This window comes from Hymenobacter sp. BT491 (genome assembly GCF_014349165.1).
GTDB classification, from domain to species: domain Bacteria; phylum Bacteroidota; class Bacteroidia; order Cytophagales; family Hymenobacteraceae; genus Hymenobacter; species Hymenobacter jejuensis.
Genome location: NZ_JACSJJ010000002.1, coordinates 568,477 through 590,101, shown reverse-complemented (window position 1 = coordinate 590,101; position 21,625 = coordinate 568,477). Strand labels below are relative to the sequence as shown.

Below are 21,625 nucleotides of genomic sequence, written 5' to 3'. Positions count from 1 at the left end.
GGAACGGGCCTATGTGCAAGTAATTGACAGTCAATTACTTGCACATAGGCCCGTTTTTCAATTAGGTGATGCTAATCTGATATTCTTCGCTCGGAAAGCTCATGCTTTGGTTGATGGCTCTGCGCTGCTTGCTCATCATGAGCAGGTACGAAACGCCGGAAATAAAGAACCCAACAAACCAGGCGTAGCTGTAAAGCGATACCAGCCAGGGCCAGACTGCTTCTTTCGGCACGGCGCCCACGGTGGTCAGGAAGCCCGGTATATTGGGCAGAATACCAATCACCAACGCCAGCAACGCACTGGTATTGAACCCGTTGCGATAGGTGTAGCGCCCCGTATACTGGTAAAGCTCCTGAACGTGGAGTTGCTGCTTCCGGATGAAGTAATAGTCCGCGATCATGATGCCGCCAATCGGGCCTAGCAACCCCGAATAGCCCACCAGCCAGGTAAAAATGTACCCCGAGGGATCGGCAATGAGCTTCCACGGGAAAATCAGGACGCCGATGACGCCGGTGATGTAACCCCCGACTTTGAAGCTGATTCGTGCGGGCGAAAGGTTCGCAAAATCATTGGCGGGGCTTACGATGTTGGCGGCAATGTTGGTGGCCAGGGTTGAGAGCGCCACGGCAATCATGGCGAGGCTCACCAGCAGCTTGCTGTCGAAGCGGCCAGCCAGCACGACCGGATCCCAGATGGTTTTGCCGTAGATAATGAAGGTAGCGGAGGTGACGACCACGCCTACAAAGGCGAACAGCGTCATGGGCAGCGGCAGGCCCAAGGCTTGGCCCACTACCTGCGCGCGTTGACTTTTGGCGTAGCGCGTAAAGTCCGGAATATTGAGCGATAGCGTAGCCCAAAAGCCAACCATGCCGGTCAGCGACGGGAAGAAGAACGTCCAGAACTCGGCTGACGATTTGAACTTTGACGGCTGCGCCAGAATGGGGCCCAAGCCGTGCCCCGCGCTTATGGCCCACAGTAGCAAGGCCAGAGCGGCAAAAGGCAGGAAGAACGCCTTGAAAACCAACAGCTTTTTGATGCTGTCGACACCCAAGTACACCACGTACATATTGAGCAGCCAAAACAGCAAAAACATGACCGCTGGCCCGGTTTCCAACGACCAGGAAGCCGGAAAAACGGCCGGCAGACGGTCCAAAGCCGGAACCCAAAGCCGGGCCATCTGGTAGAGCGCGTAACCGCCAATCCAAGTCTGGATGCCAAACCACCCGCAGGCAATGATGGCGCGCAACATGGCCGGCACGTTGGCGCCGCGCACGCCAAAACTAGCCCTTGCAAACACCGGAAACGGAATGCCGTACGTGGCGCCCGCTCTCCCGTTCAGGATCATGGGGGCCAGTACAATGCTGTTGCCCAAGAAGATAGTCAGGATCGCCTGCCACCAGTTCATGCCCCCTTCGATCAGGGAGCTGGCCAACATGTACGTTGGGATGCATAAGCTCATGCTGATCCAGAGCGCGGCGTAATTCCAGGTATCCCAGGTGCGTTTGGGGAGGGAAACCGGGGCGAGATCCTCGCTTATCAGGCCCGTGTTCGGCTGGCTGGCTGCTACTTCCTGTGTCGTTTCCATACGGGAGCAGTTATGAAGATGAATCTAGGCTACAACTCTTTGATTTATTGATGTTTACACAATACACTAAACGTGATTACAATCTAGCAAAACAATTTTCAGGTCGTCATGCAGAGCGCAGCGAAGCATGACGCTTTAGCTCTATTATATATCATTGATAATCAAATAATTATCGAGTCTAAGACTCGTTCACTACATCGGTAGCCGGGGCGGGGTTTCCTAACTGGCGGGCCTTTCCGGGCAACGTCTTGTGCTTTTCTTTGCCGAGCGCCGCCGTGGGTTCGGGCACCCAATGGTGCAGGCCCCCGGCGCGGTCGTCGTTGAAAGTCGTCGGGATGGTTTCAGCCTCGGTGCGCTCTTTCCAGGTAAGGTGCTCGGTGCCGCTGTCGGTGCGCTCCATCGTGATGCAGTTTTCCACGGGGCAAACCAGCGAGCATAGGTTGCAACCCACGCAGTTTTCCTCGATGATTTCGGGCACGCGGGTGCCTTCGCGCAGGGCAATGGCTTGGTGCGCGCCGTCTTCGCAGGCCGTGTAGCACAGCTGACAACCGATGCACTTGTCTTCGTGGATGTTGGCCGTCACCTTGTACTTCAGGTTCAGTTCTTCCCAATGCAGCACGTTGGGCAGCGCCTTCCCCACCATGTCGTAGATGGTGTGAAAGCCCTTCTCCGTCATGTATTGCTCCAGGCCGGCGGTCATTTCGCGGATGATGCCGAAACCGAAGTGCATGGCCGCCGTGCACACTTGTACCGAGCTAGCACCCAGCAAGATATGCTCCACGGCATCGCGCCAGTTTTCGATGCCGCCGATGCCCGAAATCGGCAGGCGCACCTCCGGGTCCTGGGCGCAGTTCTTGATCATGTTCAGGGCGATGGGCTTTACGGCGGGGCCGCAGTAGCCGCCGTTTGTGCCTTTCCCATCCACGATTGGGTAAGGCGCAAACTTATCCAGATCGACGCCCACGATGCTCTGAATGGTGTTGATGAGCGAAATGGCATCGGCACCACCTAGACGCGCGGCCCGAGCCGGCTCGGTGATGTCGGAGATGTTGGGCGTCAGCTTCACAATCACCGGAATCTGGGCTACTTCCATTACCCACTCCACAATGGTTCGGAGCACCTCGGGCTCCTGCCCCACTGCCGACCCCATGCCCCGCTCGCACATGCCGTGCGGACAGCCAAAGTTCAGCTCAATGCCGTCGGAGCCGGCGTTGGTGACGTCGCGTACAATCTGGTGCCACTCTGCGCGGCTCTGCACCATCAGGGAAGCAATGACGGCGTGGTTGGGGAAGTATTTTTTCACTTCCTCAATCTCGCGGAGATTGTCAACCAGCGGGCGGTCTGAAATCAGCTCAATGTTGTTGAAGCCGATCATGCGCTTGTCGCGGTAATTGACGCTGCCGTAACGGCTCGACACGTTCACGACCGGCACGCCCAACGTCTTCCACACTGCCCCGCCCCACCCGGCGTCAAAAGCTTTCATGACCTGATAGCCCGAGTTGGTAGGCGGCGCCGAGGCCAGCCAGAAGGGATTCGGCGACTTGATTCCAGCAAAATTTATAGAGAGGTCCGGCATAGTGATCGGAGCTTAGATTAAAGCTAGCTCTAGTTTGTACTGGTCAGATAAGTGTGAATGCCGCGGGCGGCTACTTTGGCTTCGGCGGCGGCATTTACCACTTCGGCGCCGCCGTTGCGGGCGTCGCCGGAGGCGAAATATTTGGGGTTGGTAGTTTGTCCAGTGTGCGCGTCAGCAACGATACGCCCCTTACTATCTACTTGCAAACCAGGTATATAACTCAGGAAGTGTGTTTGTTTGGCTTGTCCGGTTGCTTTGATGACCATGTCGCAAGGCTCCACAAATTCGCTGCCGGGCACGATTTGCACCTGCCCGTCGACGGTGGCCGTACGGATGAATTTTACACCTTCCACCTTCCCGTTACCTACAATTTCGATTGGAGCCACGTTGAACAGCCCTTTCACGCCGACGCTCTTGGCCAGGTCGTATTCAAAATCGTACGCGCCCATCTCTTCTTTGCCGCGTCGGTAGGCCAGAATTACATTTTCCGCCCCCAGGCGTGACGATTCGGAGGCGGCATCCATGGCCGTATTGCCGCCGCCCAGTACGATCACCTTTCGGCCGACGGCTACCCGGTGGTGCTGCTGACGGAGCTGCTCGATAAATTCTACCGCGCCCACGCAATTTTCGCGCTCCTCACCGGGCAGCAACAAAGCATTTGTTTTGCCCAAACCGATGCCTAGGAAAATGGCGTCGTAAGCTTCCTCTAAGGCCAGTAAGTTTTCCCGGGTCGTAATGGGCGAATTGTACTGTACCCGGTAGCCAAACTGCGCTTGCAAATACGCCACCTCGGCCAGCACCTCTTCGTTGGTGATTTTGTAGGGTGCCACGCCGTACACGGTGAGGCCGGAGGGTTGTGATTTGGCTTCAAACACATCTACCTCATAGCCCAAAGCCCGGAGTTCGCAGGCGCAGGAAATACCTGCCGGACCGGCCCCAATCACGGCTACTTTGCGCCCATTCGGAGTACCCGGCCCGAACAGCTTGCGGTCGCTTTCAATCACCTGCCTAGTCGCAAAGCTCTGCAACCGCCCTATTTCTATCGGCTTAACATCTTGCAAGTTATACACACAAGCTCCCTCGCAAAGCACCTCCGTCGGGCAGACTTTGCCGCAGGCGTTGCCGAAGTAATTGGCCTCATAGATCGTGAGGGCAGCGCCCGTGACGTTGCCGGTGTTGATCTGCCGAATAAACTGCGGAATATCAATGCCCGTCGGGCAGGCCTTGATGCAGGGCGCGTCGAAGCAAAACAGGCACCGCGAGCTTTCGTACAGCGCCTCGGTGTTGTTCATCCGAGGCTTGATCTGAGCGAAGTTCGCGTGGAATTCCTGTTCGGTGGTTGGGGGAAGGTACTCGGCCATGGCGCAGGCTGTAAATAGCAGACTATACAAGGTAAAAAGTTGTCATTCTGCACTTTGCGCAGAATGACAACTGTAAGAAAAGCCGCAGCAGAGGCTTATAGCTCAACCAACTTCTCGTAGGTTTCGGGGCGACGATCGCGGAAAAACTGCCAGGTGGCGCGCACTTCCTCGATCATGTCGAGGTCGAATTCGGCGACTAGCAGTTCGTCTTTGTCCTCGGAAGCTTGGGCAAAAATCTGTCCGCGGGGATCGACGAAATAGGACGAACCATAGAACCGACCCAAGTTCCAGGGCTTCTCCTCACCTACCCGATTGATGCAACCCATGAAGTAGCCATTGGCCGCGGCGTGGGCCGGCTGTTCCAGCTTCCAGAGGTATTGCGAGAGGCCGGCCACCGTAGCCGAAGGGTTGTACACGATCTCGGCGCCGTTGAGGCCGAGCACGCGCGCCCCATCGGGGAAATGCCGGTCGTAGCAGATGTACACGCCTACTTTGGCGTATTTAGTCTGGAATACGGGGTAGCCAAGGTTGCCGGGTTTGAAGAAGAATTTCTCCCAAAAACCAGATGTGTGCGGGATGTGGTTCTTGCGGTATTTGCCGAGGTACGTGCCGTCGGCGTCAATCACGGCGGCCGTGTTGTACAGGAAGCCTGCGGCCTCCTTTTCGTACACGGGCACGATCATCACCATATTGTACTTTTTGGCGTATTCGGCCATGCGCTCGGTGGTTGGGCCCGGCACTGACTCGGCCGAAGCATACCACGCTTTGTCCTGGCCCGGACAGAAATACGGGGTGTTAAAAATCTCCTGCAAACACAGGATTTGGACGCCCTGCCGGCCGGCTTCCTCAATCAGCGGAATGTGCTTTTGCACCATCGCTTCCTTGATTTCTGCAATGGTGCCTTCGCCCTCGGTCATGGGCAAACTCATCTGAATTAGACCGGATTTGATGATTCTGGGCATTTAGTTAAGTGTTTGATTATTTGATACTTATGATATTGTGATTTTCTCTACCCGGTCACCCTGAACTTGCCAAAGGATCTCTCCCGGCAGCAAATCCATTGTCCGCAACGAAGCGGACAGCAGCGAGCGCTAAAAGCTCGTTTTGCCGCGCTTAATAAATTGGCCGTAGCCTTTTTCCACTTTGGCCTGGCCGTCGTGCACGGCTACCTGGCCGCGTAGGAGCACGGTTTCGATCTTGCCGGTGAGTTCCCAGCCTTCGTAGGCCGAGTAATCGACGTTCATGTGGTGCGTGGCGGCGGAGATGCTGTGCTTCCGTTCGGGGTCGATGATGACCAAGTCGGCGTCGGCGCCGATGCCGATGGTGCCTTTGCGCGGAAACATGCCGAAGATTTTGGCGGCGTTGGTGCTGGTCACTTCCACAAATTTCTGGGGGGTGATGCGGCCCTTGTTTACGCCTTCCGAAAACAGCAGTTCCATGCGGTGCTCAATGGCGGGGTGGCCGTTCGGAATTTTGGAGAAGTCCTTCTCGCCCAGCTTCTTCTGCTCCCACAAAAAGGGGCAGTGATCGGTACCCACCACCTGTACCAAGCCTTGGTTGATGCCCGCCCACAACGTCTGTTGGTCCTTTTTTTCGCGTAAAGGCGGCGACATTACCCACTTGGCCCCGTCGAAATCCTGCTCATAGAGCGAGGCATCTAGCAACAGGTACTGAATGCAGGTTTCGACGAACACCCGTTGGTTGCGGCGCGTGGCTTCGCGCACTTGGTTGAGGGCGCCCTCGCAGGTCAGGTGCACAATGTAGGCGTTGACGCCAGTGTAGTTGGCGATGTCCGTGAAGCGACCCGAGGCTTCGGCTTCCGTCACTTCGGGCTGCGAGAGGTAGTGGTAGAGCGGCGAAAGCTTGCCCTGCGCGCGATGTTGGGCCACGAGCGTGTCGATCATGTCGCCGTTGGTGGCGTGCACTGTTACCAGCGCCCCGTGCTTTTTTACTTCCTGCATCAGGCCCACCATCTGCGCATCGTCGATCATGAGGGCGCCTTTGTAGGCCATAAAGGCTTTGAACGACGTGATGCCCTCGGCCACCATTTCCGAGATTTCCGCTTTGGTTTGCTCGTTGAAATCCGTGACGGCCATGTGGAAGGAATAATCGCCTACGGCATTGCCAGTGGCGCGGCCCTGCCACTCGGTGAGGGCTTCGCGCAGGGAATGGCCCTGTTTCTGAAGCACAAAATCGATGACGGTGGTTGTGCCGCCGTGCAGGGCGGCGCGGGTGCCGGTTTCGTGCGTGTCGCTGCTGAACGTGCCCATAAACGGCATGTCCAGATGCACGTGCGGATCGATGCCGCCGGGCATCACCAGCTTGCCCGTAGCGTCGATAACCTGATCGGCTTGCACGGGCAGATTTCGCCCTAGGGCCACGATGGTTTCGCCGTCAATCAGCACATCGCACACACCGTCGGAATCGGCCGTCACGACACGGCCATTTTTGATAAGCAGAGACGACATGGAGTGGAAGGAAAGAGAGAGGGAATGAAGACGAAAAATATATAATTTTTTCTCTACAAATTCAAACACAAGGGGTTAGCTATTTCCCGAATACAAAAAACAGCTCCCTGTCTCCGGCATGAGCGGGAGTTGACGGGTAAGAGAAAAACAAGGGAAAGCGCTGATTATTAACCGCGCTTAACGGCTGCTATCAGTGCACGTACTCATCAGCGATGGCGATGGCTTGCGAGATGATTTCTAAGCCTTCATCTACCTCTTCTTTAGTAATGGTAAGGGGCGGCGCGACGAAGATGTAATTCCAGCGCACGAAGGTGTACATGCCCAGCTCGCGGATTTTGGCCGCTACCTGGTTCATCACTTCCATCTGATTCGGGGCCGCATTCCACGGGGCCATCGGCTCTTTGGTTTCTCGGTTTTTTACTAGCTCGATGCAGCCCAGCAGGCCCGTGTTGCGAAAGTCGCCGATGCTGGGGTGACGCTCGGCCATTTCGGCCACGCGCTGTTCAATGTAGCGGCCCATTTCGGCGGCGTTTTCGATGAGGTTTTCCTCCTCATATATGTCCAGCACAGCCACGGCAGCAGCGCACGAAACCGGATGCGCCGAATAAGTCAGGCCCAACGGCAGCGGCTTATCGTCAAAGGAATGCGCGATTTTCTCGTCTACCATCACGGCCCCCAGCGGCAGATAGCCGGCCGTGATGCCTTTGGCCATCGCCATCATGTCTACTTTAACGCCGTGGTGGTCGGAGCCAAACCACTTGCCAGTGCGGCCAAAGCCGCTCATTACCTCGTCGGCAATGAGCAGGATGCCGTGTTTGTCACAGATTTCGCGCACCCGTTTCCAGTAGCCGGGCGGGTATTTGATGCAACCCGAGGTGCCCGACTCCCCTTCCATCAGGATGGCGGCCACGTTACCAGGGCCCTCGTACTGAATGACGCGCTCCATGTGGGCCGCGGCCCGTTCGGCGCACTCTTCGGGCGTGCTGCTGTACCAGGGGCAGCGATAGAAATACGGGTTTTCGACGTGCACCACCCCAGGCATGGCCTGGCTGTCGACGGCCAGCTTGCGCGGGTCGCCGCCGGCGCTGATGGCCCCGTACGAAGCGCCGTGAAATGACAGATACAGCGTCACGATTTTGTGTCGCCCCGTGTACAGACGGGCCAGCTTAATCGCGTTTTCAATGGATTCAGCCCCGCCCAGCGTGAAAAACGCCTTCGTCAGGTTGGCGGGCGTAATCTCGGCCAGCTTTCTGCCCAAGTCGCCGCGGGCCTTGGTGATCATGCCCGGGTACACGTAGCTCAGCTCCTGCATCTGAGCAGCCACCGCCTCCGTTACCTTCTGGTTGCCGTGGCCGATGTTCACGTTCATCAACTGCGACGAAAAATCGAGGTAGCGCTTGCCATCGCGGTCGTACACGTACACGCCCTCGGCCCGCTCGGCGCTGATGGGGTTCAGTCCCGTCTGCTTCGACCACGAGAAAAGCGTGTGCTCAAGGTTGTCGTGCAGAATCTGCTCTTTATCGATATCGGTGGAGGTTTCCATGGGGAGGTGGGGTGGGAATTTCGTTTTTACCGATCTGTCATCCTGAGCTTGCGAAGGACCTTATCACGCCAGAACAACAGGTGTCAGAAGGTCCTTCGCAAGCTCAGGATGATAGACGATTTAATCTATAATTTTTTGATTATCAACATTCTATTCAAAACCCTAACTCATCCAATTAACCCTCGACTCCGGGTTCCACTTGGTGGTCACCTTCTTCAACTGCGTCCAGAATTCGATTGAGCTTTTGCCGGTGATGTCGCAGGCGCCAAACTTCGATTCGTTCCAGCCGCCGAACGAGAACGGCTCGCGGGGCACCGGTACGCCGATGTTGACGCCAATCATGCCGGCCGATGCGTTTTCCATCACGTAGCGCGCCAGCCCGCCGCTTTGCGTAAACACGGAGGCGGCGTTGCCATAATTCGAGGAATTTTCAATGTCCAGCGCTTCGTCGAGATTTTCGGCGCGGATGATGGCCAGCACTGGTCCGAACACTTCTTCCTTGGCAATGGCCATGTCGGGCGTCACGTGGTCGATGACCGTGGGGCCCACGTAATAGCCGTCTTCTTGCCCGGCTACCACCGCGTTGCGGCCATCGAGCAGCACTTTGGCGCCGGCTTGCTCGGCTTCCGTGATGTAGCGCTCGATGCGCTCTTTGGCCTGCTGGCTAATCACGGAGCCCAGGTTTTTGCCCGGCACAATTTTGCGAGCTTCTTCTACCAGCCGCGTAATAATATGATCGACAGAGCCCACGGCCACCATCGCCGAACCGGCCATGCAGCGCTGCCCCGCGCAACCCGACATCGAAGCGGCTACGTTGGAGGCCGTCATGTCGACGTGCGCATCGGGCAGCACGAGTAGGTGGTTTTTGGCGCCGCCCAGCGCCACGCAGCGCTTCAGGTTGGAAGTCGCGCGCTGGTAGACCACCTTGGCGATTTTGGTGGAGCCCACAAACGACACCGCTTTGATGTCGGGATGGTCGCAGATGGCTTCCACAATTTCTTTGTCGCCGTTTACTACGTTGAACACCCCGTCGGGCAAACCGGCTTCTTTCAACAGTTCGGCAATGCGACCGGCACTGATGGGCACTTGCTCGGAAGGCTTGAGGATCATGCAGTTGCCCAGGGCAATGGCGTTCGGAATGGTCCAGTGCGGCACCATGTTGGGGAAGTTGAACGGCGCAATAGACGCTACCACACCCAGCGGCTTGCGCTCGACCCGGCACTCCACGCCCTGGCTGACTTCCAGCAATTCGCCAGCCACCAGCTGCGGCAGCGAACACGCAAACTCCGTCAGCTCGATCGCCTTCTCGACTTCGGCGCGGGCTTCGTCGAGGGTTTTGCCGTTTTCTTCGTGCACCAACATTGTGAGCTCCTGCAAGTGCTTGTCGAGCAACGTTTTGTATCGATAGAACACCTGCACTCGCTCTTTGATCGGCATCGCCGACCACGCGGGAAAAGCGGCTTTGGCGGCTTCCACGGCTTGGTTCAGAGCCTCGCTCCCGCTGAGGGGCACCGTGGAAATAACGGCGCCGCTGAGGGGGCTGAAGATGTCTAGGGTGCGCGGGTGCGCATCTTCTACAAATTGTCCAGCAATGTAATTACGCACTGCCGGGAATTTCAAAACGTCGACTTCCATGAGATAAGCGGGTTAATCGCCTGCAAGTAAAGAGTTTGTTGGACAAATGCAACTTTGGGCAGGGTCTCCAAAAAACAGCTTCTACACCCGATAATCTTGAAAAAGCCCAACGGTACGCAGCCGGCTTTGCGTTGGGCGACACGCCCGGCGCAAAGCCGGCGGGACTCTGCAGCGGCTTCCACAGAATTCCTACAGAATCGCTGCGTACACTCTTTTCCTGACCGATTGGGCAGGTCATCGGAACGATGATGGACCGTATTATAAGTTACTGTTGATGAACTCCTTATGGTATCGTTTTGCCTTGGCAACGACGCTGACGGTGTCGGCGATTTACCCGGTTGCGGCTCAGGTTACGCCACCCGTTTCTGCGCCGGCGGACACGACGCACAAGTTTGAAAATCCGAGCGGCATTCCGTCCGCAGTGAAAAAGCCTTGGTACCGAGGCAAACTGGTCAAAGCCGCCGTTGTGCCGGCCGTGATGATCGGTTACGGAGCGTATACCTTCAACGGGGGCGGTTTTTACACCAATCAACAAGCCAACCGCGACATTCACAAGCTCTTCCCTACTTACCACACCAGCCTCGACAACATCCTGATTTTTGTACCCTACGCCGAATTAGGCCTCGTGGCCCTGTCCGGCGTGGAGTCGCGCGACGACCGCATCAATACGCTATTGGTGATTGGCAAGTCGGAGCTGATTATGCTGGCCAGCACGTATGCCGTCAAATTTATGTCGCATGAGCGGCGGCCCGACGGCTCGGATAATCTCTCGTTTCCGTCGGGCCACACGGCCCAGGCGTTTCTGGCCGCCAGCATCGTGCACACGGAGTTCCGCGACAAAAGCCAGTGGTACGGCGTAGGGGCTTACACCATTGCTACTGGCGTGGCCGCCCTGCGCATGATTAATAACAAGCACTGGCAAAGCGATGTGGTGGCCGGCGCGGGCTTCGGCATCCTCTCGGCCCACCTGGGCTACCTGACCCACCGCAACCGCTGGGGACGCCAGCCGCATATTCTGGAAGACACCAGCTTCTACCCTGCTTGGCAACCCGGCGGCATGGGCCTCGGCCTGACGTGGCACCCCAATAAATAACTGACTAACAGTAACTTATATCTCCTCACTTTTCATGAAATCATTTCTCTCTTTCCTGCTGCTCGGCGGTTGCGCTGTGGCGGCGCAGGCCCAAACCAAGCCTGCTACTGCCAGCAAAGCAGCGAGCTACCACCTGCTCCAGACAACTACTGTGGGCGGCGAAGGCGGCTGGGATTACCTCGCCGTCGACCCGGTGGCGCAGCGGCTTTACCTCTCGCACGCGACGCAAGTAGAGGTGCTCGACCTGCACACCCACCAGAAAGCTGGCGTTATTTCGAATACGCCCGGCGTGCACGGCATTGCGCCTGTGCCGAAGCTGGGCCGCGGCTACATCACCAATGGTCGTAGCAATACGGTCACGGTTTTCGACCTGAACACCCTGAAAGAAACCGCGTCGCTGCCCACCGGCACCAAGCCCGACGCCGTGTTCTACGACGAGTATTCGGGCCGTGTGTTCGTGTTCAACAACGGCGGGGCCAGCGCCACCGTCATCGACGCGGCTACCGATAAAGTAGTAGGCACCGTGGCGCTGGGCGGCGCACCCGAAGCGGGCGTTTCCGATGGCAAAGGCCAAGTATTTGTTAATCTGGAAGATACCAACGAGATCGTGGTTTTCGACGCCAAAACGCTGGCCGTAAAGCACCGCTGGTCGGTGGCGCCGGGCGAGGAGCCCAGCGGTCTGGCCTTCGACCGGGCGCATCACCGCCTGTTCAGCGTTTGCGGCAACGGCAAGGCCATAGTGCTCGATTCGGAGTCGGGCAAGGTGGTAGCGCAGGTACCCATTGGCAAGGGCGTCGACGGAGCTGTATTCGATGAGGCCGCGCAGGCAGCCATCACGTCCAACGGCGAAGGCACGCTCACGGTCATTCACGAAGACTCGCCCGCCCGCTTCCGAACCGAAACCATTGCTTCGGCGCGCGGGGCCCGCACCATTGCCCTCGACCCCACTACGCACCACCTGTTTCTGAGCACGGCGCAGTACGGAGCCACGCCGGCCCCTACTACCGAAACGCCGCGGCCCCGGCCCAGCATTGTGCCGGGTACGTTTCAGGTTCTGGAATTTGGCCGATGAACGAACGCCTGTTTCTGTTTTATCGGAAGGTACGCGCGGCCCTGCGCGGGCAAGGGCCGTTGCTGGCGTTGCTGGTGCTGGGCATCGCGGCGCCCTGGTTTATTTTCGTGGAGGTTGCCGAGGACATTTGGGAAAGCGGCGGCTTTATCGGCGACCAGCCCATTTTGCAGTGGCTGCACCGGCAGGAAAGCCCGGCGCTCGATAAGCTTGCCGTGGCGCTTACCACCGTAGGCGGCCCTGAGGTCATGACCATCATCGCCGGGGTTATTGCGCTGAGCTTGCTGGTGCGGCACTACCGCATGCAGGCGCTGTTTTTCACCCTGTCGGTGGGCGGCGCGGTGGTGCTGAACGTACTGGCCAAGACGATTTTCGGCCGGCCGCGCCCGGCGTTGTGGGTGTCTATTGCCCCGGCCAAGTTCTACAGCTTTCCCAGTGGCCACGCCATGGGCTCAGCGGCGCTTGCGGCGGCCTTGGCGTTTCTGCTCTGGCGAAGTCCGTGGCGCTGGGTGGTTGGCATGGCCGGCGGTCTGTTTGCGTTGGGCGTGGGCCTTTCGCGCATGTATCTGGGTGTACATTATCCTTCCGATGTGCTGGCCGGCTGGGTATGCTCGGTAGGCTGGGTGGCGGGTCTGCACCTGCTGTTCTCGCCCGATTTCCATCAACTGCGCACATGGTGGCGGGCCGGAGTGGCCTATTGGCACTGACCTGTGTAACTATCTATCTATTAATACTTTGTCCGTTATAATCTCTTCAATCGGACTGGTGCCGGAGAGTGGCCCCCGCGGGGTGCCATGTCGGTAGAACCGGAAGCGACAAAAACGAGTTAGTCACAGATGTTTATACAAACATCTGACTACCAATCATTTATATAATTCAGGATTTTATGCCACGGCCACGGCCGGCGCGGCTTTTTCTTTGCGGCTATAAGCAATCCGCAGCAGACTCGGCAGTACCACCAACAGCAATGGAAGCGCCAGCAGCAGGCCGCCAATTACAGCGATGGCCAGCGGCTGGTGCAGCTGTGCCCCCGCCCCGATGCCCAAAGCCAGCGGCAGCAGGGCCGCAATAGCCGAGAGGGCCGTCATGAGCTTGGGGCGCAAACGGGCTGCGATGGCATAGCCGATGGACTGCTCGATGGGCGCGTCGCGGCGGGCATCGTTGAATTGCTGGAAGGTGAAAATGGCGTTCTCGCCGATGATGCCGACCACCATAATAAGGCCGGTGTAGGAACCCACGTTCAGGGGCGTACCCGTGAGGTAAAGCGCCAAACTACCCCCGGCCGGGCCCAGCACCGCCACCAGCAGGATGAGCGCCGCCGCTTTCAGGTCGCGGAACAGGAATAGCCCCACCGCAAATACCAACAGGCAGGCGCTAATCAGGATGGTCAACAGCTCCTGAAACGACTGCTGCTGCTCGGCGTAGCTGCCGCCATACTGAATGAAATAGCCCGGTGACAGGTTCAGTTGGCGGTCGAGCTTCTGGCGAATGTCGCTCATTGCCGAGCCCAGGTCGCGGCCGTTGAGGCGGGCCGTCACGGCGGTCATGGCCTGCAGGTTTTCCCGCTCCAATTCGGCCCCGCCCGACGTCACGCTCACGTCGGCCAGGTCGGAGAGGCGGCGGCGTCCGCCATTGGGCAGGAAAATGGGCTGTTGGCGTACTTCCTGCAAGCTGGCCGTGGTGGCGCGCGGGTAGCGCAGCCGAATGTTTAGCAACTGCTCGCCTTCCAGCACATCGCCGGCCACTACGCCTTCGAGCTGGGTCTGGAGCTGCGACTGAAAATCGGTGCCGGTGATGCCAAACTGCGCCAGCCGGCGCGGGTCGGGCCGCACGTCGATGGAGGGTCCTACGCGCAGGATGCCGTTGTACACATCAGCTGTGCCATCCGTATGCTCCACAATATCAGCCACTTGCCGGGCCAAGGCATAACGCCGGGTGGCATCGGGGCCAAATACCTTAATCTCAATGGGTTGCACCGTGCTCATCAAATCGCCGAGCATGTCGCCGATCACCTGCCCAAAATCAATAATCAGGGCCGGCTGCGAGCTTTCGATGCGCTGCCGGATGTCGTCGATGACTTCATCGGTGGTACGATCGCGGTTGGTTTTGAGGCTGATCAGGAAGTCCCCGCTGTTGGGTTCGGTGATGAAAAAGCCCATTTGCGTGCCCGTGCGGCGCGTGTAGCTGGCCACTTCGGGCACTTGCAAAATGAGCTTTTCGGACGCGCGCAGCATTCGGTCAGTTTCTTCCAGCGACGTGCCCGGCGGCGATTCGTAGTCGAGCACAATGGAGCCTTCGTCCATTTCGGGCAGAAAACCAGTAGCCAGGCGCGGAATGATAAACCACATGAGCCCTACTAAGACGACCACGCCCACCACACTGTAGGCTGGGTGCCGGATCACTGAGCGCACCCACGGAATCTCGTGGTGGGCGGCGTCGATGAGGCCGGGATCGGCAGCTTCATCGACCAGGTGGCCGGCGGCATCGGGCACTAGCAGTGCCGGCGATGGCTTAGGAAATGGCTCCGGCTGATCGAGGCGGTCTTTGGTGCGGGTTTCCTTTGGCTGGCGGATGCCTAGGCTGGTGAGCAGCAGATACAGCACCGGCAAGCCCAGCCACGCCACCAAAAACGAACAGATAAGGGCAACTACCATCGTGGTAGCCAGCACTTTAAAGTACGCTCCGGCCACGCCGCCCAGCAGCGCAAAAGGCAGGAAAATCACGATGGTGCTCAGCGAAGACCCGATAAGCGCCGGCAGCAAATGCTGTACTGAGCGGGCCACGATTTCGGAGGTAGAAGCCGCAGGGTGCTCCTCGCCCACGCGGTGCAGCTGCTCCACCATCACCACCGCATCGTCGATCATCAGGCCGATGGCGGCGGCTAACGCGCCCAGGGTCATGATGTTAAAGGAATAGCCCAGCCCGAAATACAGCACCGCAATGGTAAAAGCCAGCGCCAGCGGAATGGTCAGCAAAATGGTGAGCGAAGCGCGCCACGAACGCAGAAACAGCGCCGTAACGGCCAAGGCAAGCGCCAGGCCAATCCAGAGTGAATCCTGCACGGAGCGCACTACTTCCGCCACAAAATCGGCCTGGTCGTAGTAGGGCCGCAGCGTAATGCCTTTGGGCAGGCCGCCTTGCAGGCTTTTCACCTTGGCGCGCACCCCGTCGGACACCTGCACCACGTTGGCGTCAGGCTGGCGCAACACTGAAATCAGCACCGCATCGTGGCCGTTGGCGTTGATGCGGGTGTATTCCTGCTGCTCGCCGAGGCGCACGGTGGCCACGTCGGCCAGACGCACGATGCGGCGGCCGTCGTTGCGCAGAACCACGTTTTCGAGGTCATCTTTGGTGTGGATGGTAGCGTCGGTGGTGGTCAGGTAGAGGCGGCGGTAGTCGGACAGATAGCCGTTCGACTGCACGAAGTTGGTCTGCCCAAGCATGGTACTCACGGCGTTGGGCGTCAGGCCCAAGGCCGCTAGCTGGTCGGGCAGCAGCTCCACCTGAAACTCCTTGGTGCGTCCGCCCTGCACCTGCACCGCCGACACGCCATCTACCTGAGACAGAAAGGGTTTGATGGTGTACAGCGCCAGCCGGCGTAGCTCCAGGGCGCTGCGGCCCGGCGCTTCCAGGGTATAGCCCATCACTGGCAAAATGGCCGGATTCATGCGCTCGACGGTGATTTGGGTGGTCGGCGGCAGGTCGGCACGAATCTGATTCAGGCGCGATTCGATGGTTTGCTGGCTGCGCACGACGTCCACGTTCCAGTCGAGGTAGGCCGAAATTTCGCAGCTGCCGCGACTCGTGGTCGAGCGTAGCAGCGTGAGGCCCGGCACCTGCTTCATGGCATCTTCCATGGGCTTGGTTACCGTAACCATCATTCTATCAACGGGTTGCAGACCGTTATCGGCAATGACCTTTACCTTCGGAAACGTCACTTCCGGAAACAGCGCCACGTTGATGCGCTGGTAGGCCAACACGCCCATTGCCAGCCCCAGCGCCAGCAATACGGCAATCGGGGCTTTGTACGCTTGAAAGACAGATTGGCGCATGAGGGGCGGCGTTAGCGGGTGAGCTTCACCGCAGCCGTGTCTTCCAGGCCGTAGTTGCCGGTGAGCACGATGCGGTCTTGAGGAGAAAATTTCGGGCTGAGGACCACCACGCGGCCGTTTTGCTCGGGACCGGTTTTCACCGGGACTTTCACGGCGGTGCTGTCATTGAGCAGGCGCATCACCCAGAAGTTGGTCTGGGTTTCGTCGGTGAGCACGGCTTCGCGGGGCAGCGTGTTGGCTACTTGCGGTGCAGTTTTGTCGAGATCTACCGTAACCGCTAGGTTTTCAGGCAACTGCGGCACCTTCCCGACGGGCCGGATGGTGTAGCGCTGGGTCTGGATGCTTACGTCGGCGGCGGGCAGGGCTTCGGCCACTACGCCTTCCAGTACGCGGCCGTCGGGCAGCGTGATGCGGCAGTGCTGGCCAGTGCGCACGTAGCGCAGCTGGGTTACGGGCACGTCGAGCTGAAAGCCGAACCGGGTTTGGTCGTACACGGTGCCGAGCTGCTCGCCGTCCTGCACGTAGTCGCCGGCCAGCTTATCCACGGTAGCGATCACGCCCGCCCGCGGACTCGGAATGCGGATAATGCCGCTGAAATGCAGCCGCGGATCGCCGGTGAGCTTGTCGAGGTGCAGCGTACGCGACTCTTTGGTTTGCAGGGTAAACACCGTTTGCCCAGCTCCTACGCGCTGGCCCAGCACCGGCACCGGCGCGATGAGGTAGCCGGTAGTGGTGGCCCGCAGCACATCTTTTGCCGGATAGGCCGTCACGGCGCTCAGGTGTAGCACGTCCGTCACGGTGTCCGGCTGCACACGGCCCACCGTAACGGCGGCGCGGGCATGCACTTCTTCCACGGCATCGGCTTCGTCGGCTGGGGCAGCGCCGCCACACTGCGTGAAAAGCAGCAACGTCACCGCCAAGCCAACTCCTCTTAGGGCTGAATGTGCTCGAAAGAAGTAAACAAGTAACTCATTCATATACAATGTCTTACAGAATACGCTTCGCAACTTATTCCGCGAGGTAGTCGAGAGCGTAGAGGTTGCGCAGGCGTTCGGTTTCGGCTTGCGCGAGGCTGAATTGCAGGTCGCGGTAGCTGGTGATGAGCAGCAGGTAATCGAGAATGGAAATGTCGCCGGCGGCCAGTTGGCTGCGGCCCGCTTCGATGAGGGTGTTGGCAATGCTGATTTGCTGCCGAATAGTAGCCAGCAGCCGGTCGGAGGCGCGGGCCAAGCCCGAAAGCTGGTCGTATTGCTGGCGGCGCTGGCGCGTGAGAAAGGTACGGTAGCCCTGCCGAATCCGGTCGTCCACGGCCAGCCGACTGTACGCAATCTGGCGCTGGTGTCCGTCAAAAATCGGCACCGACAATACCAGGCCGCCGCTGAAGCCCGCGTGGTTGCCAAACCGCTGAAGCGTAGAGGATTGCAAACCAATATCAGCCACCCAACTCACCTGCGGACGGTAGGTCAGGTCGATGGCGCGGCGGGCCAGGCCAATCCGCAGACTGTCCAGCACATACTGCTGCTGCGTGATTGAGCCCAGGCCGGCCAGCTGTCGGTGCGTGGGCGGCGCGGGCCTTTCGACCAGCAGTAACGTTGTGTCAATCACCCCGCTCAGGTAGCGCAGCGTGCCTAGCTCGCGGCGGTAGCTGAGCTCGTTTTGCAGCACGGTCACCTCTTGGTTGCGCACTGAGGCATAGTAGGTTAGGTATTGGGTTTGCTTGTACACGCCTCCGTTTACCAGGCGGCGCAACAGTTCATCTTGCTGCCGCAGCTGCCGCAGCAACGACTGGCTGTACGACCATTGCTGCTGGGCGGCAAAAGCAGTCAGGAACTGATCGGTGATGGAGCGGCGCAAGTCCAGCGCCGCCAGCCGGCCCGTGTTGCGCAGGGCCACGCCCTGGTTGGCCAGCACCTGGTAATCGTTGCGGAGCGTGGGGGCGTTGAAAAGCGGCTGCGTGGCGCCCACGTAGGCAGTGTAGTTGCCCCCGTTCGATACGGCTTCGTCGTAGCCTAAGCCGCCGTCGCCGGTAGTAGTGTTGCGCCGGATGATGGGCGCCGCCACGGCCGCGGCGTTGCCAGTTACCTGCGGGCGTTGCAAAGCACGTCGGCGCAGGCTATCGAGGCGGACCTGGGCCACCTGCCCGGCGTTGTCGAGCAGCAGCGGGCTGTTTTGGCGGGCCAGCTGCAAAAACGCATCCAGCGTCCGGACGCCGTCCTGCGCCTGAGCCGGACAGCCGGGCGTTATTATGCAAAGCGCTGCAAAACAGATAGATACCCAGCGCCAGCGAGAAAGAAACGAAGTTAGGCTATATACAGACAAGGGCAGCAAGCAGCAAGTGGACGTTGCAAAGGAGAAGCTTGATTCTGAGGAAAACCTGACGAAAGCCACTCTGTGAATTTAGGATGCCGGATGTTAGGATGCGCTCTCCTACGCCTCGGCCGGGCTCAAGTTGCGTTCCTTTGCAACTACAGCCTATCTTCAGAATTCAAGCTTTGCTTGGCCGATCGATATACCCCACATTTTTCTACTGTTCCTCTTTTCGCCGTTGCTTTGAAAGTCTTGATTGTTGAAGACGAAGTGCCGCTGCGCACAACGCTGCTGGAGTTTCTGCGCCACGGCGGCTACGTGTGCGAAACGGCTGAGAGCTACCAGCAGGCGCATGAGAAAATCAAGCTGTACCAATACGACTGCGTGCTCATCGACCTGACGCTGCCCGACGGCAACGGCCTGAACTTGGTACGCACCCTCAAGGCCGATAAGTCGGAGGCAGGCGTGCTCATCATCTCGGCCCGCGATGCCCTCGACGACAAGGTGCAGGGCCTGGAGCTGGGCGCCGATGACTACCTGCCAAAGCCTTTTCATCTGGCTGAATTGAACGCCCGCCTGCGCGCCATTTTGCGCCGGCGGCAGTTTCAGGGGCAACGCCACCTTGCTTTCCGCGACCTGACCGTGTTTCCCGAACAGGCCTTGGTTCTGGTTCACGATCAGCCGGTTACGCTCACCCGTAAGGAGTACGACTTGCTGCTGTTTTTTCTGGCTAACCCCAACCGCGTGCTGACAAAGGAAGCCATTGCCGAGCACATCTGGGGCGACGCGGCTGATATGGCCGATTCGTTTGACTTTATTTACACGCACCTCAAAAACCTGCGCAAGAAGTTGCAGGAGTTGGGTGCCGATAATTACATCCGCACCATTTACGGCCTGGGTTACAAGCTGGAAACCGAGTGAAGCTGCTCACCACTACCAATCGCTATTATTTGGCCCTGGCCACGGTGCTGTTCGTGCTGGGAACGGGCGTGCTGTATGTTGGTATGCAGAAAATTCTGGCTGACGAGGTAGACGAGCAACTGGAATTGCACCAGTCCTATGTGAGCAAGCGCATCCAAGAAACCCGCGCGCTACCGCCCATCACCGACCCTACGGAGCTCACCCTCAGCCGCAAGGCGCACCGGACCGGGCTTGGCGACACGGTGCTCTTCGACCCCGTGGAGCGCAGCAGCGTGCCCTTTCGGGAGCTTACTTTTCCGGTAACGGTGCAGGGGCAGCCGTATTGGATTACGCTGCGCAAATCGCTGATCGAAACCGAAGACGTGCTGGAAGTGGTCCTGACGGTGATGCTGGTGGTTATGGGCTTGCTGTTCAGCAGCTTAGTGCTGCTAAATCGCTGGCTGTCGCGGTGGCTGTGGGCGCCGTTTCAGCAGACGTTGGGCGTGTTGCGCGGCTACCAGCTGCAACAGCCGCAGTCGTTGGTATTGCCGCCCACGCCCATCGACGAGTTCAGCGAGCTAAACCAAGCCGTGACCCAACTCACGCAACGCGTGGCCGCCGACTACCGGGCCCTAAAGGAATTCACCGAAAACGCTGCCCACGAAACCCAGACGCCGCTGGCCATCATGCAAGCCAAGCTCGAGCAGCTCATGCAGCTGCCCGAGCTGCCCGAAACGGCGGCGGAGTCGGTGCACGATCTCTACCGCGCCGCCCTGCGGCTGTCGCGGCTGCATCAGGCGCTTACGCTACTCAGCAAGATTGAAAACCGGCAGTTTACCGACGCCGCGCCGCTGCGCCTCGACGAGTTGGTGGCGGACAAACTCGCGCAGCTGCAAGACTTTCTGGAAGCCAAAGAGATCGAGCCGCAGCTCCTGCTCACGGCTCCACTTGCGGTGGTTATGCACCCTTCGCTGGCCGATTCGCTGGTCAGCAACCTTCTGCAAAATGCCATCAAGCACAACCTTCAAAAAGGCGGCCTGCAGGTAACCGTTACGGCGAACACGCTGGAGGTCGTGAACACTGGCCCGCCCCTCAGCGGCGACCCAATGCAGCTGCTCGGCCGCTTCCGCAAGCACAACGCCGCCTCCGATTCGCCGGGCCTGGGCCTATCCATTGTGCAGCAGATTTGTACGCACTACGGCTTCCGGCTACGTTACACATTTGCCGCTCCAGAGTCGCTGCACACATTGCACGTAGAGTTTCGATAAAGATATAAATTATTGATTATCACTTATTTATATAACCAAAGCAGTACAGAAATATGTGGCCAGCAGGGACATAAAAGGCGGCCATGCAGAACGGGAGCGCAGCACCTCTACTGCTGACGTGGCAGTAGTAATTTCAACGAAGCGGCAGCGATGCTGCGCTCCTGCTCTGCATGAGGTGCTATTGACAGTGTGCGCCTGTACGGCCACATACTCTAGCGCCCCTCAGAAAAACTACAGAAAGCGTAGGTAAGCTTGCAGCCTCACCCTCACTGACTTCCTGTAATTCTTATGAAAAAGATCCTGTTGCCAGTCTTACTCGCCGCCCTGTCGCTGACTGCCCAAGCCCAGACTATTCCCGCCGCCAAAGTCCCTGCCGCCGCCGTAGCCGCCTTCAAAAAAGCCCATTCCAACGCCAAAGAAGTGAAATGGGAAAAGGAAGACGGCAATTACGAGGCTGGCTTTAAACAAGGGAAGGATGAAATGTCGGTGGTGATAACGCCAACTGGCACCTTATTGGAAACAGAAACCGAACTACCTGTTAGTCAGCTACCTGCCCCAGTACGTACTACGCTTGCCAGCCAGTACAGCAGCTACAAAGTGACCGAAGCCGCCAAAATCGTGACGGCCGCTACCGGTGCCACTACCTACGAAGCGGAAGTAAGCAAAGCCGGCAAGAAACGGGACGTGCTGTTTAACGCCGACGGCAAGGAAGTGAAAAAAGCCTCTGAGGCGCAGTAAAACAAAAAGACTCAGGTTAATAGCCGTCGG

General features: G+C 58.6%; 16 protein-coding genes. 6 read left to right on the top strand and 10 right to left on the bottom strand.

The genetic code is table 11. The features are described 5' to 3' along the window. Positions 1–61: 61 nt before the first annotated feature. The 7 genes from H9I52_RS08275 to H9I52_RS08245 form a co-directional block, all read right to left on the bottom strand. Entirely contained in the window at positions 62–1,585 is a 1,524-nt protein-coding gene (locus H9I52_RS08275) for an NCS1 family nucleobase:cation symporter-1 (protein WP_187453477.1), read from the bottom strand. A 178-nt stretch (positions 1,586–1,763) separates the two neighbouring features. Beyond that, entirely contained in the window at positions 1,764–3,161 is a 1,398-nt protein-coding gene (gene preA / locus H9I52_RS08270) for an NAD-dependent dihydropyrimidine dehydrogenase subunit PreA (RefSeq protein ID WP_187453476.1), read from the bottom strand. 29 nt (positions 3,162–3,190) lie between these two features. After that, positions 3,191–4,522, bottom strand: a complete 1,332-nt coding sequence (locus tag H9I52_RS08265) for an FAD-dependent oxidoreductase (RefSeq protein ID WP_187453475.1) — start codon at positions 4,520–4,522, stop codon at positions 3,191–3,193. Positions 4,523–4,617: 95 nt separating this feature from the next. Continuing rightward, complete coding sequence (locus H9I52_RS08260; RefSeq protein WP_187453474.1) at positions 4,618–5,484, bottom strand: nitrilase-related carbon-nitrogen hydrolase; 867 nt, start codon at positions 5,482–5,484, stop codon at positions 4,618–4,620. 129 nt (positions 5,485–5,613) lie between these two features. Beyond that, on the bottom strand, positions 5,614–6,990 hold the full coding sequence (hydA, locus tag H9I52_RS08255) for a dihydropyrimidinase (RefSeq protein WP_187453473.1): 1,377 nt from the start codon (positions 6,988–6,990) through the stop codon (positions 5,614–5,616). Between the two features lie 190 nt (positions 6,991–7,180). Then, positions 7,181–8,533 carry an aminotransferase class III-fold pyridoxal phosphate-dependent enzyme gene (locus H9I52_RS08250; protein ID WP_187453472.1) on the bottom strand — a complete coding sequence of 451 codons (1,353 nt, stop codon included), beginning with the start codon at positions 8,531–8,533 and terminating at the stop codon, positions 7,181–7,183. Between the two features lie 162 nt (positions 8,534–8,695). Next, positions 8,696–10,168 carry a CoA-acylating methylmalonate-semialdehyde dehydrogenase gene (locus tag H9I52_RS08245; RefSeq protein ID WP_262385993.1) on the bottom strand — a complete coding sequence of 491 codons (1,473 nt, stop codon included), beginning with the start codon at positions 10,166–10,168 and terminating at the stop codon, positions 8,696–8,698. A gap of 274 nt (positions 10,169–10,442) precedes the next feature. Between H9I52_RS08245 and H9I52_RS08240 the strand changes: the two genes are divergently transcribed. Genes H9I52_RS08240 through H9I52_RS08230 form a run of 3 tightly spaced genes read left to right on the top strand, consistent with a single transcriptional unit; the run spans position 10,443 to position 13,037 of the window. Beyond that, a complete protein-coding gene (locus H9I52_RS08240; RefSeq protein ID WP_187453471.1) occupies positions 10,443–11,261 on the top strand; it encodes a phosphatase PAP2 family protein in 819 nt (272 codons plus the stop codon). Positions 11,262–11,295: 34 nt separating this feature from the next. Next, entirely contained in the window at positions 11,296–12,333 is a 1,038-nt protein-coding gene (locus H9I52_RS08235; protein WP_187453470.1) for a YncE family protein, read from the top strand. After that, positions 12,330–13,037 (top strand): phosphatase PAP2 family protein, encoded by a 708-nt coding sequence (locus H9I52_RS08230; protein WP_187453469.1) that lies wholly within the window; start codon positions 12,330–12,332, stop codon positions 13,035–13,037. The genes H9I52_RS08235 and H9I52_RS08230 overlap by 4 nt, the downstream gene beginning before the upstream one ends. Positions 13,038–13,214: 177 nt before the next feature. On the opposite strand, the gene H9I52_RS08225 is transcribed toward H9I52_RS08230, so the two are convergent. Genes H9I52_RS08225 through H9I52_RS08215 form a run of 3 tightly spaced genes read right to left on the bottom strand, consistent with a single transcriptional unit; the run spans position 13,215 to position 18,701 of the window. Further along, positions 13,215–16,382: an efflux RND transporter permease subunit gene (locus H9I52_RS08225; RefSeq protein WP_187453468.1), complete on the bottom strand. Its 3,168-nt coding sequence runs from the start codon at positions 16,380–16,382 to the stop codon at positions 13,215–13,217. Between the two features lie 11 nt (positions 16,383–16,393). Further along, positions 16,394–17,359, bottom strand: a complete 966-nt coding sequence (locus H9I52_RS08220; RefSeq protein ID WP_187453467.1) for an efflux RND transporter periplasmic adaptor subunit — start codon at positions 17,357–17,359, stop codon at positions 16,394–16,396. 31 nt (positions 17,360–17,390) lie between these two features. After that, positions 17,391–18,701, bottom strand: coding sequence for a TolC family protein (locus tag H9I52_RS08215; RefSeq protein WP_187453466.1), 1,311 nt, complete (start codon positions 18,699–18,701; stop codon positions 17,391–17,393). 231 nt (positions 18,702–18,932) lie between these two features. Here H9I52_RS08215 and H9I52_RS08210 point away from each other — a divergent pair, with 231 nt between their 5' ends. The 3 genes from H9I52_RS08210 to H9I52_RS08200 all read left to right on the top strand — a co-directional run bounded on the left by H9I52_RS08210 (position 18,933) and on the right by H9I52_RS08200 (position 21,595). Then, positions 18,933–19,610 carry a response regulator transcription factor gene (locus tag H9I52_RS08210; RefSeq protein ID WP_139516893.1) on the top strand — a complete coding sequence of 226 codons (678 nt, stop codon included), beginning with the start codon at positions 18,933–18,935 and terminating at the stop codon, positions 19,608–19,610. Beyond that, positions 19,607–20,857: a sensor histidine kinase gene (locus H9I52_RS08205; RefSeq protein ID WP_187453465.1), complete on the top strand. Its 1,251-nt coding sequence runs from the start codon at positions 19,607–19,609 to the stop codon at positions 20,855–20,857. The genes H9I52_RS08210 and H9I52_RS08205 overlap by 4 nt, the downstream gene beginning before the upstream one ends. A gap of 288 nt (positions 20,858–21,145) precedes the next feature. Beyond that, positions 21,146–21,595 (top strand): PepSY-like domain-containing protein, encoded by a 450-nt coding sequence (locus tag H9I52_RS08200; protein ID WP_139516891.1) that lies wholly within the window; start codon positions 21,146–21,148, stop codon positions 21,593–21,595. Positions 21,596–21,625: the final 30 nt, after the last annotated feature.